The sequence below is a fragment of the Burkholderia sp. BCC1977 genome, assembly GCF_905339595.1.
Taxonomy (GTDB): Bacteria; Pseudomonadota; Gammaproteobacteria; order Burkholderiales; family Burkholderiaceae; genus Burkholderia.
Genome location: NZ_CAJPGQ010000150.1, coordinates 1 through 940, shown reverse-complemented (window position 1 = coordinate 940; position 940 = coordinate 1). Strand labels below are relative to the sequence as shown.

The following is a 940-nucleotide window of genomic DNA, read 5'->3' as shown; positions in this document are numbered from 1 at the left end:
GGACCTATCCGAATGAAAGGGACTTCCCCGTCCCGAGGCTGCGGCGGAAGCCGCGAGTCGGCATCGTAGTGCCATGATGGAGTATCGAAACTTCATCAACACCAACAGGAGGGGAAGTCCGTGCCAATTGTCACCGTCGGAATCGATCTTGCCAAGAACGTGTTTGCCGTCCACGGCGTGGATGAAGCGGGCAAAGCGGTGTTGATCAAGCCACGTGTATCTCGCGACCAACTGGGCGCATTGATCGCCCAATTGCCGCCGTGTGTGATCGGCATGGAAGCGTGCTCAGGAGCGCACTACTGGGCGCGCGTGTTCCAGATGTGCGGCCACACGGCGAAGTTGATGGCGCCAAAGCTAGTTGCGCCATATCGGATGTCCGGCAAGCGCGGCAAGAATGACGCCGCTGATGCGGCCGCCATTTGCGAGGCGGTGACACGACCCAGCATGCGTTTCGTGCCGCTCAAGGATGAGCACCAGCAAGCGACGCTTTGCCTGCATCGGACACGACAGGGATTTGTCGAGGAAAGAACAGCAACCTACAACCGGTTGCGAGGCCTGCTCTCGGAGTTCGGGGTGGTTCTACCGCAGAGTCCGGAAAGGCTACGGCTAGACATCGCGGCTCACTTGGACTTGCTGCCTGGCTGGGCGCGACGGTGCATCAGCGATTTGCTGGAGCATGCCGGCAACATAGAGGACCGGCTGGGTGAATATGACCGGGCAATTGCCGAGATTGCCCGAGAAGATGAGCGCAGCAAGCGACTGATGCAACTACGCGGCATCGGTCCAACCACGGCCAGTGCTTTGCTGGCCAGCATTGGCGCCGGACATGACTTCCGGAATGGCCGACAGGTTGCGGCGTGGCTTGGGTTGACGCCAGGACAGCACAGCAGTGGCGGCAAAGCCCGGCTTGGCAGCATCACGAAAGCCGGCGACGCGTATC

At 60.7% G+C, this 940-nt stretch carries 1 protein-coding gene; it reads left to right on the top strand.

Annotated features, from left to right (window positions below; all coding sequences use genetic code 11):
• Positions 1 to 120: 120 nt before the first annotated feature.
• Positions 121 to 940: IS110 family transposase (locus U5771_RS35200; RefSeq protein WP_322028185.1), on the top strand; the 820-nt coding region annotated here is incomplete at its 3' end.